At 62.9% G+C, this 14,182-nt stretch carries 11 protein-coding genes; 1 reads left to right on the top strand and 10 read right to left on the bottom strand.

Annotation, left to right across the window (positions count from 1 at the left end):
* Nucleotides 1-136: 136 nt before the first annotated feature.
* The 5 genes from DWV32_RS07165 to dnaK all read right to left on the bottom strand — a co-directional run bounded on the left by DWV32_RS07165 (nt 137) and on the right by dnaK (nt 7,021).
* A complete protein-coding gene (locus tag DWV32_RS07165) occupies nt 137-2,437 on the bottom strand; it encodes a hydratase (protein ID WP_117757720.1) in 2,301 nt (766 codons plus the stop codon).
* Between the two features lie 287 nt (nt 2,438-2,724).
* Nucleotides 2,725-3,141 (bottom strand): heat shock protein transcriptional repressor HspR, encoded by a 417-nt coding sequence (locus DWV32_RS07160; RefSeq protein WP_089573643.1) that lies wholly within the window; start codon nt 3,139-3,141, stop codon nt 2,725-2,727.
* 72 nt (nt 3,142-3,213) lie between these two features.
* The gene (locus tag DWV32_RS07155) at nt 3,214-4,179 is read right to left on the bottom strand and encodes a DnaJ C-terminal domain-containing protein (RefSeq protein WP_117757719.1); all 966 of its coding nucleotides are present in this window, start codon (nt 4,177-4,179) and stop codon (nt 3,214-3,216) included.
* 107 nt (nt 4,180-4,286) lie between these two features.
* Complete coding sequence (locus DWV32_RS07150; RefSeq protein ID WP_117757718.1) at nt 4,287-5,129, bottom strand: nucleotide exchange factor GrpE; 843 nt, start codon at nt 5,127-5,129, stop codon at nt 4,287-4,289.
* Nucleotides 5,130-5,131: 2 nt separating this feature from the next.
* Entirely contained in the window at nt 5,132-7,021 is a 1,890-nt protein-coding gene (gene dnaK / locus DWV32_RS07145) for a molecular chaperone DnaK (protein ID WP_117757717.1), read from the bottom strand.
* Nucleotides 7,022-7,677: 656 nt separating this feature from the next.
* Here dnaK and DWV32_RS07140 point away from each other — a divergent pair.
* Nucleotides 7,678-7,863: a DUF362 domain-containing protein gene (locus tag DWV32_RS07140; protein WP_006235216.1), complete on the top strand. Its 186-nt coding sequence runs from the start codon at nt 7,678-7,680 to the stop codon at nt 7,861-7,863.
* Between the two features lie 237 nt (nt 7,864-8,100).
* Here DWV32_RS07140 and DWV32_RS07135 read toward each other — a convergent pair whose 3' ends face one another.
* The 5 genes from DWV32_RS07135 to DWV32_RS07110 form a co-directional block, all read right to left on the bottom strand.
* Nucleotides 8,101-8,646: a transcription repressor NadR gene (locus tag DWV32_RS07135; protein WP_117757716.1), complete on the bottom strand. Its 546-nt coding sequence runs from the start codon at nt 8,644-8,646 to the stop codon at nt 8,101-8,103.
* Nucleotides 8,646-9,506 (bottom strand): carboxylating nicotinate-nucleotide diphosphorylase, encoded by an 861-nt coding sequence (gene nadC, locus DWV32_RS07130; protein ID WP_117757715.1) that lies wholly within the window; start codon nt 9,504-9,506, stop codon nt 8,646-8,648. The genes DWV32_RS07135 and nadC overlap by 1 nt, the downstream gene beginning before the upstream one ends.
* A gap of 3 nt (nt 9,507-9,509) precedes the next feature.
* Nucleotides 9,510-10,886, bottom strand: a complete 1,377-nt coding sequence (locus DWV32_RS07125; protein WP_233540430.1) for an L-aspartate oxidase — start codon at nt 10,884-10,886, stop codon at nt 9,510-9,512.
* Nucleotides 10,887-10,941: 55 nt separating this feature from the next.
* Nucleotides 10,942-11,967, bottom strand: coding sequence for a quinolinate synthase NadA (nadA, locus tag DWV32_RS07120; RefSeq protein WP_117736750.1), 1,026 nt, complete (start codon nt 11,965-11,967; stop codon nt 10,942-10,944).
* 994 nt (nt 11,968-12,961) lie between these two features.
* On the bottom strand, nt 12,962-14,143 hold the full coding sequence (locus tag DWV32_RS07110) for an IS3 family transposase (protein WP_117757713.1): 1,182 nt from the start codon (nt 14,141-14,143) through the stop codon (nt 12,962-12,964).
* Nucleotides 14,144-14,182 lie beyond the last annotated feature (39 nt).

The following is a 14,182-nucleotide window of genomic DNA, read 5'->3' as shown; positions in this document are numbered from 1 at the left end:
TCTATTTATTAGCGTCCCTCAAGACCCAACGAGAACGCAGAAATGTAGCCCGGGGCTTACCCTTTCCCGAACGCGACCCTCGCGAAGCGCGTGAGCGGGCGGGAAAGGGTAAGCCCCGGGCGGACAATTAAGTGCGTTACTCGGCAGCGGCCTTGAACTTGTTGTAGTTGATCAGACAGCCGGCCTTGACGATGGCACGTTCTTCGGCCGTCATATCGGCAATGTAGAGCACAATCTGCTCGACCGCACCATCGGCGCGCACCACGTAGGCGGCGATGTCCTTTAGGTCGCCATCGAGCGCGGCACGGATGCCCGGCACAAAGACGTAGTCGCCCACCTCAAAGCTGGGCTCGGCCTCCATCTGGAAGGGCACCATGCCCCAGTTCATCACGTTGGAGCGATAGCGCTTGGTGGCGTACTCGTGAACGATGTTGGCCAGGCCGCCGATCACGCGCTGGCAGCTCGCGGCCTGCTCGCGGGCAGAACCGTCGCCCGGCTTCTTGGCATAGAGCATGGAGCCGTACTCGGTCGCCTTGGCATCGGCCGCGACACCCGCGCCAGCCAGTGCCTCAAACACGCCGGCAAGCTCGGCATCGAGCGCCGCCAGGTCACCCGCGGCCTCGCCGGCCACGCGACGCTTCTCCACGGCGTCGACCTCCTTGGAACGACCGACGTAGGCCGGATCGCGGCGGCTCAGCGTAAACTCGGCCAGGCCCAGCGGGTTGGAGCGGAAGGAGCTCGTCTCGCCCGAAGGAATGAGCTCGTCGGTCGTAGTGACCGGGTCCATGATCTTGGAGCACACCTTGAGCAGAATGTCGTCGCCGAGAGGCTCCATCGCGGGCCACAGCTTGATGTTGGGGCCTTCGACCAGCTCGTCGGCAGGCTCCGCCTTGCCAAAGCCCCAGTACACGCGCTTCTTGTACGGCGCGTCGTCGAAGGTGTACTCGCAAGCCTCGTCCCAGGTGTCCTCGGGCAGGTCGGTCGCCGGCGTCAGGATGCCGCCGTTGGCAGCCGTCGCCGCAATGGAACGGGCGTCCATCAGAGCCACGGCGCTCAGCTGGCCATTGCCCGGCTTGGAGCCCTCGCGGTTGGGGAAGTTGCGCGTAGTGTGGCGGATCGACAGGCCGTTGTTGGCGGGCGTGTCGCCGGCACCGAAGCACGGGCCGCAGAATGCCGTGCGCACGATCGCGCCGGCCTCCATAAGGTCGTAGATATAGCCGCGGCGTGTAAGCTCGAGTGCCACGGGCTGGCTCGTGGGATAGACCGACAGCGAGAACTCGCCGCAGCCGGTGTTGGCGCCCTTGAGCACGCGGGCAGCCTGGACCACGGAGTCGTAGTTGCCGCCCGAGCAGCCGGCGATAACGCCCTGCTGCACGTGCAGCTTGCCGTCGACAATCTTGTCGAGCAGGCTAAAGTGCGTCTTGCCCTCGCCGATCTTAGCGGCCTCGAGCTCCACCTCGTGAAGGATGTCCTCGAGGTTCTCGTTGAGCTCGTCAATCTCAAAGCCGTTGGAAGGATGGAACGGCAGCGCAATCATGGGCTTGATGCTCGACAGATCGACCTCGACGCAGCCGTCGTAGTAGGCAACATCGGCAGGCTTGAGCTCGCGGTAGTCGTCGCCGCGGCCGTGCATGGCCAGGAATGCGTGCGTGTCCTCGTCGGTGGCCCAGATGCTCGACAGACAGGTGGTCTCGGTGGTCATGACGTCGACGCCGTTGCGGTAGTCGGTCGTCATGCTCGCGATGCCGGGGCCCACAAACTCCATGACCTTGTTCTTGACGTAGCCCTTGGCAAAGACAGCGCGGATGATGGCGAGCGCCACATCGTGCGGGCCGACGCCGGGGCGCGGGGCACCCGTGAGGTAGATGGCGACGACGCCGGGATAGGCGACGTCGTAGGTGTCGCGCAGCAGTTGCTTTGCCAGCTCGCCGCCGCCCTCGCCCACGGCCATAGTGCCCAGAGCGCCGTAGCGGGTGTGCGAGTCGGAACCCAGGATCATCTTGCCGCAGCCCGCGAAGTTCTCACGCATAAAGGAGTGGATAACGGCGATATGCGGCGGAACGAAGATGCCACCGTACTTCTTGGCGGCCGAGAGACCGAAAACGTGGTCGTCCTCGTTGATGGTGCCGCCCACGGCGCACAGCGAATTATGGCAGTTGGTGAGCACGTAAGGCAGCGGGAACTGCTCCATGCCCGAGGCGCGCGCCGTCTGGATGATGCCGACAAAGGTGATGTCGTGGCTCGCCATGGCGTCGAAGCGAATCTTGAGTGCCTCGGGATCTCCGGACGTATTGTGTGCCTGGAGGATCGAATACGCGATGGTGCCGCGCTTGGCATCCTCGGGCGTCTGCGTAATACCGCGCTCGGCAGCCTCGGCCGCAGGCACAACCTCGCTGCCGCCGCGCAGGTAGATGCCGTCCTCGTACAGCTTGACCATACTGTCTCCCACTCTGCCCAAAACGATTTGGGCGCATAGCATACATTCGTTCAATATCGTGCCATAGAACGGTTGCGAGTGGGTTACGAATCTGCACGTTCACTTTATCTCAGTAAAGCAAAGAACGAGTTGGGTGCCGGGGGCAGACTTAGACGCCGAAATGACGAGAGTGGATAATCTCCCACTTTGAGCCTGCAAACAGGCCAAAAACGGGAGATTATCCACTCTCATTCTGCGGGCACTCATTTAAGTCTGTCCCCAATGAGTGCCCGGCAGCGTCGGCGGAGCTATAGGTCGCTACCCGTACCTAGCAGCTTGCGCATGACTTGCTCGGGGTTGACCGAGCCGTCACGCGGGGCCAGGGCGGTGATCTTCTTCTGCATCTTGTACTCGTGCAGCTCGTCCTCGAGCTGGCGCACGCGGGCACGGAGTTTTTCGTTCTCGCGCTCGCGCTCCTCGGCACGCTCCTTCATATCGAGGATGCGCACCACGCCGGCGAGGTTGATGCCCTCGTCGGTCAGCTGGTTGATGAGTTCCAGACGCTCGATATCGGCACGCGAATACAGACGCGTGTTGCCGCCCGAGCGCTGGGGGTTCACCAGGCCCTTGGACTCGTAGACGCGCAGAGTCTGCGGATGCATGCCGGTCAGCTCGGCCGCCACGCTGATCATGTACAGCGGTTTGTTCCTATTGTCCTCGGCCATGCTACCTGACCCCTTTCCGTCTCGTTATCGTCCATCATAAGCCCGCGGGCGCAGGCGTGCGCCACGACCGCCCTAGTACGTCGCCTTGTAACGGTTGACCTTCTCGCGATAGTCGCGCGTGTCGGCCTCGCGCAGCTTGGTCATGGCATCGCGCTCGTCGTCGGACAGGTTCGTGGGGACCTGCACCTTGATCTCGACGAGCAGCGCACCCGTGCGGCCACGGTGCTTAACGTCGGGCGCACCCATCTCCTTAAAGCGGAACTTCTTGCCCGTCTGGGTACCCGCGGGCACCTTCAGACGAACCGTCGCACCGCCGGGCGTCGGCACGTCCACCGTGCAGCCGAGTGCCGCCTCATAGACCGAGACCGGTACCTCCATGGTCACGTCGGCACCTTTACGCTTAAACAGTGGATGCTCCTCCACGTGCGTGGTCACGACCAGGTCGCCGCGCTCGCCGCCGGCAACGCCATACTCGCCGCGACGCTTGTAGCGCAGCTTGCCGCCGTCGACCGCACCCGCAGGCACCGAGACCGTGATGGTCTGCTGCTCGCCCGTCGAGGGAATGCGGTAGGTGACCTTGTGCGTCACGCCGCGAAACGCGTCCTCGGCCGTCACATCGACGGTCAGCGACAGGTCGCCGCCCTTGCGAGCACGGCTGCGGCCCGCGCCGGCACCGGCAGCGCCCGTAGCGCCGGCAAAGCCTGAGCCCCAATCGCTGCCCCAGGCACCGTTGCCGCTAAAGATGCTGTCGAAGATATCGCCCCAGCCGCTCGCGCCGGCACCGGCGCCGTAGCCACCGCCATACGCGCCGCCCGCGCCCGGCATACCGCCGAACATGAGCATCTGGTCGTACTCTTTGCGCTTCTTCTCGTCCGAAAGCGTCTCGTAGGCCTCGCTAATCTCCTTAAACTTGGCCTCGTCGCCGCCGGCATCGGGGTGATATTTTTGCGCGAGCTTGCGAAACGCGCTCTTGATCTCTTTGTCGGAGGCGCTCTTGGATACGCCCAGGATGTCATAGAAGGTTTTGCCTGCAGCCATCGTAGCTCCTCTCCTGTTTCATCCGCCGTCCAGCGGACGGCGGCTCATGCTTTCATATGGCACTAGGCCAGAAAGGGCCCCGGGTGTTGCCCCGGGGCCCTTTTCAATTACTCCTCGGTGCTCTCGGCCGTGTCGGCCGTAGCATCCTCGGGCGCCGCTTCGGGCTCCGGTGCGGGGCGCTTCTCGCCACCGTAGGTCACCGTCACCATCGCGGAACGCAGAATGCGATCCGCCATGCGGTAGCCCTTCTGGTACACGTCGTTGACGGTCTCGTCGTACTGCGATGCGTCCTCAACGCGACCCACGGCCTGGTGCTCGAGCGGATCGAACGCCTCGCCCTTGGGGTCGATGGGCTCAACGCCCTCGTGCGCAAACACATCGAGCAGCTTGGCATGCACCGCATCGACGCCGTCGACGAACTGCTTAAAGTCATCGGCAAGCTCCTGGCTGCGGGCATGGTCGATCGCACGCTCGATATCGTCGACCACCGGCAGCAGCGCAGTGACGAGCTTCTCGGTCGCGCGCTCGCGCTCGGCGATGCGCTCGTTGGCGGTGCGACGACGGAAGTTCTCCCAGTCGGCCTGCAGACGGGCGGTGCGCTCGGTGGCGTCCTTTGCCTTGTCCTCGGCGGCCTTCTGAGCCTCTGCCGCAGCATCGAGCTCACGGCGCACGTCGGCAAGCTCCTTTTGGGCCTGCTCGAACTTGAGCTTAAAGTCGTTGTCGGCGGCTTCCTCACCGGCGCGGATAGCAGCTTCCACCATCTCGTCCTCGGTCATCGTCGCCTCCTTGTTGGAATCCTCTACCTGGTTCTCGGCAGCCTCGGCGGCCGCGGCCTCGTTGGCCTCGGTATCGTCGACGGCCTCTACGGGAATCTTCACGTCCTTCTCCTCAGAGTCAACGGGGGCGGCGCCAGCGGCAGCCGCCTCCGTGCGAGCTTTACGGGCGGACATGATTACTTGTCCTCGTCGTCCACAACCTCGTAGTCGGCGTCGACGACGTCATCGTCGGCCTGGGCACCGGCGGCGCCGTCGGTCTGCTGCTGAGCGTCGGCGTAGACAACCTGAGCCAGCTCGTAGGCCACGGACTGCAGGGACTCGCCAGCGGCCTTGATGGCCTCGACGTCAGAGCCCTCGAGCGCCTTCTTGGCGTCGGCGATAGCGGCCTCGGCCTTGGACTTCACATCGGCGGAAACCTTGTCGCCCAGCTCGTTGAGGGTCTGCTCGGTGGAGTAGCACAGGCTGTCGGTCTGGTTGCGAACCTCGACCTCTTCCTTCTGCTTCTTGTCCTCCTCGGCATGAGCCTCGGCGTCCTTTACCATACGATCGACTTCGTCATCGGAAAGCGCGGTGGAGCCGGAGATGGTGATCTGCTGCTCCTTGCCGGTGCCCTTGTCCTTAGCGGAAACCTTGACGATGCCGTTGGCGTCGATGTCGAAGGTGACCTCGATCTGCGGCACGCCGCGGCGGGCAGCCGGGATACCGGTCAGCTGGAACTTACCGAGCGACTTGTTGTCGCGAGCAAGCTCGCGCTCGCCCTGGAGCACGTTGATCTCGACGCTGGTCTGGTTGTCGGCAGCGGTGGAGTAGACCTCGGTCTTGGAGGTCGGAATCGTGGTGTTGCGGTCGATCATCTTGGTCATGATGCCGCCCATGGTCTCGACGCCCAGCGACAGCGGGGTGACGTCGAGCAGCAGGATGCCCTCGACGTCGCCGGTGAGCACGCCGCCCTGGACGGCGGCGCCGTCGGCAACGACCTCGTCGGGGTTCACGGACATGTTGGGCTGCTTGCCGGTCATGGTCTTGACCAGATCCTGGACGGCGGGCATACGGGTGGAGCCGCCGACGAGGATGACCTCGGTCAGATCGGAGAGCTTGAGCTTAGCGTCACGCAGGGCGTTGGTGACAGGCTGTTTGCAGCGCTCGAGCAGGTCACGGGTGATCTTCTCGAACTCGGCGCGGGTCAGCGTGTAGTTGAGGTGCAGCGGGCCGGACTGGTTCATGGTAATGAACGGCAGGTTGATGGTGGACTGCTGGGCTGCGGAGAGCTCCTTCTTGGCGTTCTCGGCGGCCTCCTTCAGACGCTGCAGGGCCATGGGGTCCTGACGCAGGTCGACACCGTTCTCCTGCTGGAACTTGTCAGCCATCCAGTCGATGACGCGCTGATCCCAGTCGTCGCCGCCCAGGTGGTTGTCGCCCGAGGTGGACAGAACCTCAAACACGCCGTCGGCGAGGTCGAGGATGGAGACGTCGAAGGTGCCGCCGCCCAGGTCGAAGACCAGGATGCGCTGGTCGGAGCCCTGCTTGTCCAGGCCATAGGCCAGAGCAGCAGCGGTCGGCTCGTTGACGATACGCTTGACGTTGAGGCCGGCGATCTTACCGGCGTCCTTGGTGGCCTGACGCTGGGCGTCGTTGAAGTATGCCGGGACGGTAATGACTGCGTCGGTGACGGTCTCGCCCAGATACTTCTCGGCGTCGGCCTTCATCTTTGCGAGCACCATGGCGCTCACCTGCTCGGCGGTGTAATCCTTGCCCTCGATGTCGACGACGGCACGGCCACCCTGGCCCTCCTTGACCTCATACGGCACGGTCTTGAGCTCGGAGGTGCACTCGGAGTACTTGCGGCCCATGAAGCGCTTGATGGAGAACACGGTGTTCTTGGGGTTGGTGACAGCCTGGTTCTTAGCGGCCTTACCCACGACGCGGTCGCCGTCGGCACGGAAGCCCACGACGGACGGGGTGGTGCGGTCGCCCTCGGCGTTCACGATGATGGTCGGAGAACCGCCCTCGAGGACGGCCATAGCGGAGTTAGTAGTACCAAGGTCGATACCAAGAATCTTGCCCATTAGAAATTCCCTCTCTCTTGTGCGTTCGCGCCGCCTCGGCGGTCTGCCGCGCGGTGCTTCGGCTTGTCTTTCAGGATGTAGTGTATCCCCTTATGGGCCGGAATATACAAAATCTAAGTCAATTCATATAAGATTTCTTGTTGCTGAGAGTTTAGGTTCGCAAAAGCGCAGGTAGACGCACTGTTTGAGTTCTCGGCAAATCTATTGAGATCTATGTAGAGATGACTGAGGTTTGCGTCCGGGGGCGCCTGGGCTGCCTTGCGGAAAGCTCATCCCGGTTTGAGCGTGGATTCCGGGTCGCAGTTTCCGTCTTAAAGCCCAACCGGAAACCGTGTCCCGTTTTGAGAGCTGATACCGGGTCGCGGTTTCCGCTAGCGGGCCCAACCGGAAACTGCGACCCGTTTTTCGGCCAAATAACGGGATGCCCTTTCCGCAGGCGCGCTCAATAGCTCAATATTTCAAGTCACCTTTAGCTAACATTTGCGCAGCTCAACGGCCTCACCTGCATATTTTTTAGTAAGCCGTGGCATACTCGGCGAACGGTATGAAGATGCCGGTCAGAGGGTATTGCAAACGGTCGCTCCCGTGGTATGTTTTTGCCCGAATCAAACCGACGCACATCGCCTGTAGCGTCGGTCAACAGAGAGGAAACTACCATGGCTCATCCCGTAATTGATGCCGACGAGTGCATCGCTTGTGGCGTTTGCGTCGACTCCTGCCCCGCTGGCGTTCTGGAGCTCCAGGACGTCGCCACCGTCGCTGACGAGGATTCCTGCGTCGCCTGTGGCGCTTGCCAGGACGCTTGCCCCGCCGGCGCGATCACCGAGATCGTCGAGGAGTAACAACTCCCCCACTTGCACACTCACAAGTACACCGTGCACAAAAAGGAGGCCTCCGCATCGCCGCGGAGGCCTCCTTTTTTGTGCGGATAACCAATTAGGCACCATCGCAGGTTGAGCTCACGTCAGCGAAAACGTCCCTAAGCGAGCAAGGTGACGTGAAAGAGGAGGGAAGCGTACTTTGGTACGCGACCGACGATTGAACGTCAGATTGCCGCTTAGGGACGTTTGCAGCATCGGCTACGACAGATCGTCCTCGTAGGGCATTAGGTCCGCCAAGTAGCCTTTCTCTTTGAGCATGGCCTCGATCTCGTCGAGGGTTTGCTCGTCTTCTGCCGCAATGCGGTGGAAGTGATAGCCGCTGGTTACCGTCAGCAGCGGAAAGCTCTTGCCACTGGCAATGTCGTGCAGATAGCGCTCGATATCGCGGCGGTTACGGATATCCAGATCGGCCGTGATCTTACCGTACACGCGGTGATTGACGATCACGTTGAGCACGGCGCCGCCGGCGTCGACGATACTCGTGAGCTCATCGCCTGCCTGCTCCACGCTGTGGCGAACCTTGACCAAGCGCGTGGGCACGGCGGGGCTGCTGGGGGCCTCCTGTAGTACATAGCCGCGATTGGTGGCGACGATATCGTGCCCGTCGGCGCGCAGCAGGGCGATGTCCTGAACCACGACCTGGCGGCTCACGCCCACCTCGCGGGCAAGCGCACTGCCCGAGACAGGATCTTTTGCTCCCTCGAGCACGGCCATGATGGAACGGCGACGCTCGCGGGCATTCATTATTTACCGTCCAGCAGACGCAGGTGCTTAAGCGAAAGGTCGAGGATCGGCGCAGAATGCGTCAGAGCGCCCGAACTAATAAAGTCAACGCCCAGGTCGGCGAGTGCGCGGATATTGTTGGCGTCTACGTTGCCCGAGCACTCGGTCTTGGCGCGACCGGCGATAAGCTCGATAGCGGCGGCCATGTCGTCGTGGGTCATGTTGTCGAGCATGATGATATCGGCACCGGCCTCAACTGCCTCGCGCACCATATCCAGGTTCTCGCACTCAATCTCGACCGTCGTGGTAAACGACGCATGGGCGCGCGCCATCTCAATCGCGCGTGCCACGCCACCGGCGGCGTCGATGTGGTTGTCCTTGAGCATGACAGCCGTCGACAGGTTATAGCGGTGGTTGCTGCCGCCGCCGATCTCGACTGCGGCCTTCTCGAAGACACGCATGCCCGGCGTGGTCTTGCGCGTGTCGACAAGCACGGTCTTGGTGCCCTCGAGCGCAGCCGCCATGTTGTGCGTGTAGGTGGCGATGCCGCTCATGCGCTGCAGGTAGTTGAGCGCCACGCGCTCGCCCGAAAGCAGCACGCGCGCGTCGCCGCGCACCTGGCCCACGTGATCGCCAGCGTGCACCTCGTCGCCATCCGAGACATCGAACAACACGGAGCTCTGCGGATCCAGCAGCTCAAAGGTGCGGGCGAATACGTCTAGGCCGGCGATAATGCCGTCGGCCTTGGCGATGAGCTCAACGGTAGCGGGACGCGCCGTGGGGCACACGCTCGCCGTACTCACGTCCTCAAAGGTAATGTCCTCGCGCAGAGCCTGCAAAATCAGATCATCGACGACGAGTTTCATAGTAATGGGATTCATGGTCTACTCCTCCACGGCTTGCGTGCCGGCGGCACGGGCCAAATCATCGATTGCCAGGGTGTCGGCGCTCAGGGCGCGGTGGCGTCCGTCAAGCGCGGGCTCACCGGCCTGCTCCACGGTCAGCGACTCGCCGGTGCGCATACGCCAAGCAGCGCGGCGACCCCAGACTAGAGACTCGAGCAGGCTGTTGGAAGCCAGGCGGTTCTTGCCGTGCACGCCATTGCAAGCCGTCTCGCCGGCGGCGTAGAGCTCGGGCATCGAGGTGCGGCCGTCCTTGTCGACCCATACGCCGCCCATAAAGTAGTGCTGCGTGGGTGTGACAGGGATGGGCTCGTCCAGGATGTCGCGTCCGTCCTCCAGGCAGCGCGCACGGATATTGGCAAAATGCCCGGTCACCACGTCGCGCTCGACGGGGGCAAAGCTCAGCCACTCGTGCTCGGTGCCGTCCTGCTTCATCTGCTCGCGAATGGCGGCGGCGACCACATCGCGCGGCTGAAGCTCATCGGCAAAGCGCTCGCCGGCGGCGTTGAGCAGAATCGCGCCCTCGCCGCGGCAGCTCTCGCTGATCAGGAAGGTGCGGCCCGGCTGCGGCGAGAACAGTCCCGTGGGGTGAATCTGCACGTAGTCCAGGTGCTCCATCTTAATGCCATGCTCCTGAGCAATGTAGCAGGCATCGCCCGTGAGCTGCGGGTAGTTGGTCGAATGGTCGTATACGCCGCCGATGCCGCCCGTCGCCCACAGCGTGTGGCGGGCATGGATTTTAAACGGCTCGCCGGCATGCACGCCCTCGGCGGCATTTGCCAGCTCGTCGGCGGGACGGACCGAGTTGTCCTCGTCCACGGAAACGGCGACGACGCCGGTGCACACCGTGGCGCCGTCACGCTCGCCCGTCAGGATGTCGGTCATGGCCACGTGCTCCAAAATCTGCACGTTATCAAGCTTGCGAACGGCCTGGAGCAGCTTGGTCGTGATCTCCTTGCCCGTAATATCGGCATGGAAGGCAATGCGCGGACGGCTGTGCGCGCCCTCGCGGGTAAAGTCGAGACTGCCGTCGGCCTTGCGCTCAAAATCCACGCCCATCGCTAGCAGGTCATTGATGACCGAGCGGCTTGAGCGAATCATGATGTCGACGCTCTCGCGGCGGTTCTCGTAGTGGCCGGCGTGCATGGTGTCCTCAAAGAAGGCATCGTAGTCCGAGCCTTCGGGCAGCACGCAGATGCCGCCCTGCGCGAGCATAGAATCGCACTCGTCGACAGCGCCCTTGGAGAGCATGACCACGCGCGTGCTCGTCGGCAGGTTGAGGGCCGCGTATAGGCCCGCCACGCCGCAGCCGGCAATGACGACGTCGCACTCCATGTCGGGGTATTGCTTGGTTTCCACAGGAATCCTCTCCCTTGAATGTGGCATAAGGGACCGTCCCTCATGCCGCATTGTTCTAGCGCGCTGCGTACTCGAGCATGCGGTCGAGCGTGAGCTTGGCCTGGTCGGCGGCCTCGTCCGACACGCCGATCTGCACCTCGCCCTCGCCCGTCTCCAGGCAGCGAACGAGTTTTTCGAGCGTGATGAGATCCATGTTGACGCAGGTGGGCTGCACCGCGGGGAAGTAGAACTTCTTACCGGCGCCCTGACAGCGGCGCTCGAGCTCGTAAAGCACGCCGCGGACCGTCACGATGATGAACTCGCTCGCGTCCGACTCCTCGGCATACTTGATGATGCCGGCGGTGGAGCCGATGTAGTCGGCCTCGGCCAGGACGTCGGCCTTGCACTCAGGATGCGCCAGCACGAGCGCGTCGGGGTGGGCCTCCGTCGCGTCGACGATCTGCTCGACGGTGATGATGTGATGGCGCGGGCAGTAGCCGTTGTTGAGAATGACGTGCTTTTGCGGCACCTGCTCGGCCACGAAGCGGCCCAGGTTTTGGTCAGGGATGAACAGGATGTGCTGCTGCGGCAGCTCGGACACGATCTTGACGGCGTTGGAGCTGGTGACGCACACGTCACTCCAGCTCTTGATCTCGACCGTCGAATTGACGTAGCAGACCACGGCAAGGTCGTCACCGTACTCGGCGCGCGCCGCGTCGACCGTCTCGCGCTTGACCATGTGAGCCATGGGGCAGTCCGCGCCCGGCTCGGGCAGCAGCACGGTCTTGGTGGGGTTGAGCAGCTTGGCACTCTCGCCCATAAACTCCACGCCGCACAGCACGATAGTCTGCTGCGGCAGGCTCTTGGCGAGTTTTGCCAGGTAGAAACTGTCGCCGACGTAATCGGCAACGGCTTGGACCTCGGGCGCCACATAGTAGTGCGCCAGGATTACCGCGTCACGTTGGGCTTTTAGTTGCTGAATGGCCTCGACGAGCTCTGCGGGCACCAGTGCCGCGCGCTCCGTTGCCGTCGTTGCCGATGCTAGGCCGGCCGCGATATCGCGTGCAAGCTCCGATGCATCCATGTTCGCGCTCTGTGCCATCAAGGCCCCTCTCTTTTGGCGAATCTTGGGGCTTTAGTATGACACCTGGCTTTACAGCTGACAAGACAGCTGTAAAGCCAGGTGTAAAGTTGGAATAAAGATTCAATCTTGGGGCGGGTCCATTTTCGAACTGGCAAGCTGAGGACAGCCGAAAATGGACCCGCCCCATGATTCGGGCAGCCCGTTTTGTCCTGGACCAAGGGGCAGTGGTCAAAAAGGGCCAAATATGAGTACTGTCACCAAATTAGTAGCATCGATTTTCCGGTCCAGAGCAGCAAAATCGCCTTGTTTGGAGCCCGATCGCGACTCTGAAGAACGAAAATCGATGCACTTTTGGCCTCTGGCACCGATTTTTGAGGCCATTTGGCTGCCACCAAACTGGTAACAGTACTCATATTTGGCCCTTTTTGACCACCGGGTTTCCGGCAGGCCCCAAAAGCGGGCCCGAATCGCTCGATCCGGGCCCGCTGGGGGTAGCGAGCACAATCGAGGTGTAAGAAGCAAGAGAGGGCCATCGCCTAGAATCGTCAGCGCCTAGATATTCAACGAGAGGAAAGACAATGGTCCGCAGCGACATGCTACCCCAGCCGGACCGGGGGCTCGGCCTCGACCGGCCCCAGACCGAGGCATTTCACCGACGAGTTCAAGAGGAAGATAGTCGATCTCCACAACGCCGGAAAGCCCAGGCGCGAGGCCATGGACGAGTGCGACCTCGACAAGAGCACCGTGGAGAGGCGGGTCAAGTCGATAAACGAGACCGGCTCGCCGCGCGCCGCCGACAACCGCACGCCCGAGTAGAACCGGATCCTGGAGCCCGAGCGCGAGAACCGCAGGCTCCGGATGGAGGTCAACGTCTTAAGACGAGCGGCGCCAGCATACGCTCGGAAGTCAGGGCCATGGCGGCCAACGGGGGGCCGCTGCCCCATATCGGCGCAGCGCTGGCATCGAGGCCTTCTGACCTGTGTCAAGATTTCGGACACGCATGCTCGAGAAATCAAGCGGCCATAGGCATGGCCTCGAGCTTGGGCTCGGTTCTCTCGAAGAAGGCCGCCATGGCCTCGGCCGGCACCTTGTAGCCGATCGTCGAGCGGGGCCTTCGGCGGTTGTAGTACGCCTCGATGAACTCGACCACCGCGTGCTTGGCGGAATCCCTGGTCGGGAAGCTGCGCCTGTAGTACATCTCGTTCTTCAGCGTGGCGAGGAACGACTCGGCCACCGCGTTGTCGTGGCAGTTGCCGGCGCGGCTGCAGGACAGCCGCACGTCGTTGTCGCGCGCCCATTCGGCCAGAAGCCTGCTGGTGTACTGGGCGCCGCGGTCGGCGTGGAATATCGCGTTGCCGGCCACGTAGCCGCGCGATTTGGCCGACGCCAGCGCCGAAACCACGATGTCGGCGGTCATGCGCTCGGAGAGCGACCAGCCCACCACCATGCGGGTGTTGAGGTCGATGACCGTCGACAGGTACAGCCATCCCTCGCCGGTGCGCAGGTAGGTGATGTCGCCCACGAGCTTGCAGGTTGGAACGGGACTGGTGAAGTCGCGGCGCACCAGGTCGGGCCGGGGCCTGGCCTTCGGGTCGGGGATGGTGGTGCGCTTCCTGGCGTTGGGCGTGCAGCCGCGTATTCCCAGCTCGCGCATCAGCTTGCGCACCCTGTACAGGGTCAATCCGGAGAACTCGCCGGGCAGGAAGCATTTCACGAACCGGAAGCCGAACCTGCGGTCCGACTCCAGCCACACGCGCCGGACCGCCTCGCGCTCGGCCGACCAGTCTTCTCGCGGGCAGCCGTTGGAGAGCCACGAGTAGAAGCCCGATCGGCTCACGCCGAGCACGCGGGCCATCATTTTCACCGGGAATTCGGCCTTCTCCGCCAACATCATCCGGTAGCATGCGGCTACGCCTGGCTTTTGGCGAAGAAGGCCGCGGCTTTTTTTCAAGAAGGCGTTCTCCATCTCGAGCTCGCGTATGCGCCTTTTCGCCTCGCGAAGCTCGCGGTCCTCGGCCTTGGGGTCGGGCCCGCCGGCAAGCTCGCGCCGGCGGTTCTGCACCCACTTGATCACGGTCTTGGAATTCAGGCCCAGTTCTGCGCAGCATTCCGTTATCGGCCTGCCCGTCGAGATGATGTAGTCGGCGGTCTCGCGCCTGAACTCGTCGGTGTACTTGGCGGCTGGGTTGGACATAGCATACCGTCCTCTCGGTCGTCGATGAATGCATTCTAA

It is taken from the genome of Collinsella sp. AF04-24, assembly GCF_003465685.1.
GTDB classification, from domain to species: domain Bacteria; phylum Actinomycetota; class Coriobacteriia; order Coriobacteriales; family Coriobacteriaceae; genus Collinsella; species Collinsella aerofaciens_AP.
Note: the sequence above shows the minus strand (reverse complement) of the source record. Positions and strands in the feature narration are given on the sequence as shown.

What these genes read in the sequence shown, in the direction of transcription:
- DWV32_RS07165 (WP_117757720.1), bottom strand. Translation starts at nt 2,437, where the DNA reads ATGGTCAAGCTGTACGAGGACGGCATCTACCTGCGCGGCGGCAGCGAG.
- DWV32_RS07160 (WP_089573643.1), bottom strand. Translation starts at nt 3,141, where the DNA reads ATGGCCGAGGACAATAGGAACAAACCGCTGTACATGATCAGCGTGGCG.
- DWV32_RS07155 (WP_117757719.1), bottom strand. Translation starts at nt 4,179, where the DNA reads ATGGCTGCAGGCAAAACCTTCTATGACATCCTGGGCGTATCCAAGAGC.
- DWV32_RS07150 (WP_117757718.1), bottom strand. Translation starts at nt 5,129, where the DNA reads ATGTCCGCCCGTAAAGCTCGCACGGAGGCGGCTGCCGCTGGCGCCGCC.
- dnaK (WP_117757717.1), bottom strand. Translation starts at nt 7,021, where the DNA reads ATGGGCAAGATTCTTGGTATCGACCTTGGTACTACTAACTCCGCTATG.
- DWV32_RS07140 (WP_006235216.1), top strand. Translation starts at nt 7,678, where the DNA reads ATGGCTCATCCCGTAATTGATGCCGACGAGTGCATCGCTTGTGGCGTT.
- DWV32_RS07135 (WP_117757716.1), bottom strand. Translation starts at nt 8,646, where the DNA reads ATGAATGCCCGCGAGCGTCGCCGTTCCATCATGGCCGTGCTCGAGGGA.
- nadC (WP_117757715.1), bottom strand. Translation starts at nt 9,506, where the DNA reads ATGAATCCCATTACTATGAAACTCGTCGTCGATGATCTGATTTTGCAG.
- nadA (WP_117736750.1), bottom strand. Translation starts at nt 11,967, where the DNA reads ATGGCACAGAGCGCGAACATGGATGCATCGGAGCTTGCACGCGATATC.
- DWV32_RS07110 (WP_117757713.1), bottom strand. Translation starts at nt 14,143, where the DNA reads ATGTCCAACCCAGCCGCCAAGTACACCGACGAGTTCAGGCGCGAGACC.